Source organism: Oleiphilus sp. HI0043 (assembly GCF_001634935.1).
In genome coordinates this window covers 1-819 of sequence record NZ_LWEY01000351.1, presented here as the reverse complement: position 1 = coordinate 819, position 819 = coordinate 1, and the positions used below count along the sequence as shown (strand labels likewise).

The 819-nt window shown below is 49.1% G+C and carries 1 protein-coding gene; it reads right to left on the bottom strand.

Annotated elements, in window-relative coordinates:
- Positions 1-819: FAD-dependent oxidoreductase (locus A3729_RS04900; protein ID WP_197475569.1), on the bottom strand; the 819-nt coding region annotated here is incomplete at both ends.

Genomic DNA, 819 nt, shown 5'->3' with positions numbered 1-819 from the left:
TTGCTCTGAGGGACAAAGGCTTTTAATGGCTCACCACGTAGGGCTTTTTCAAGATTATCAGCCAAGGGTTTACCCTGGCGNACAGCAAATACACCGGCTTTAGGCCGTGGGTGATCCAGCACATCAGCAATATCACCCGAGGCAAAAACATTAGGATGAGAAACTGACTGCAAACAAGCATCCACTTCTATAAAGCCCCGCTCACTACAGGCTAAACCAGCGGCTTTCGGCCATTCAGGGGCTGACGCCGATATTGCCCAAATAATCTTGTCTAAGCTTAGTTCCCTCGGGTTTTCAGCGTCTCGCGCATCGACCAAGCACCCTTCTTCAACTTTAGACACGCGAAAATCATGATGAACCTGCACCCCACGTTTATCCAATACCTTTTGGTAGCGCTGCTGCACTTTGGCATTGTGGCTGGGCAGTATCGTGTCACTCCCCGAGACCACGTGAAAGCGAAGTTGCTCAAAGCTCGTCTTTCGGTATTTTAGCGCACACTTAAGTTTGTGCTGCATCGCTAGCGCAACTTCAACACCACTGGCACCACCGCCGACAATACCAATATCTACCGGCGAAGTGAGTTCCTTACTCAGTAGGGATTGCTGCAAGTCATGCCAGAGAGCGAGAAAGCGATCAACAGGTTTCACACCAACGCTAAACTCTTTAGTGCCTGGTATGTTTTTTAAGTCTGGAGAAGAGCCTATATCTATCGACAATACGTCGTACGAAAACGGCGGATGCTGCTGACAGAAGATGGTTTTCGCTTCAAGATCGAGGCCTGTCACGCTATCTTCAATAAAGCGCACCCCAAAACTTCGA